1 protein-coding gene is annotated in these 405 nt (G+C 45.7%); it reads right to left on the bottom strand.

Annotated features, from left to right (window positions below; translation table 11 throughout):
• On the bottom strand, window positions 1-336 hold a 336-nt coding region (locus tag EAO38_RS08760; RefSeq protein WP_162982771.1), incomplete at its 3' end, for a DNA methyltransferase.
• Between the last annotated feature and the right edge of the window lie 69 nt (window positions 337-405).

The raw sequence follows: 405 nt of genomic DNA, 5'->3' as shown, positions 1-405 counted from the left end.
CTGAATGCTATCAGAAAGGGCTGGCAACATGCGCCAATCAATGAAGCTAAAGAAATACCCCCCCGGCTTTAAAATGCGCTCACTCTCTGTAAAAATAGAGCTCATCCACGCAATCCATATACGCTGGTCCTTGCCATCCCCATAAAACTCATAATACTTGGCATTGTCCCCGCAATACTTCTTATTAGTCCCGGCATTGCGCGCATTCAAGCTTTTTACCCCCCCGCTACAATAGGGCGGGTCCATACACACACAATCTATACAAGCATTAGGCAAGCCCTGCATGAATGTCATCGCATCGGCGTTAAAGACTTGGTTAAGGTAGGGGGTGAGCATTAAAACCCCCCAAAGTACCACACAAGAGATAAGCACAGAAGTACAAAGTTAAAAGATTTCATTGATTGG

The sequence above is a fragment of the Helicobacter vulpis genome (assembly GCF_003660395.1).
In the GTDB taxonomy this organism is placed as follows: Bacteria; Campylobacterota; Campylobacteria; order Campylobacterales; family Helicobacteraceae; genus Helicobacter; species Helicobacter vulpis.
This window is presented reverse-complemented; position numbering and strand designations above follow the sequence as displayed.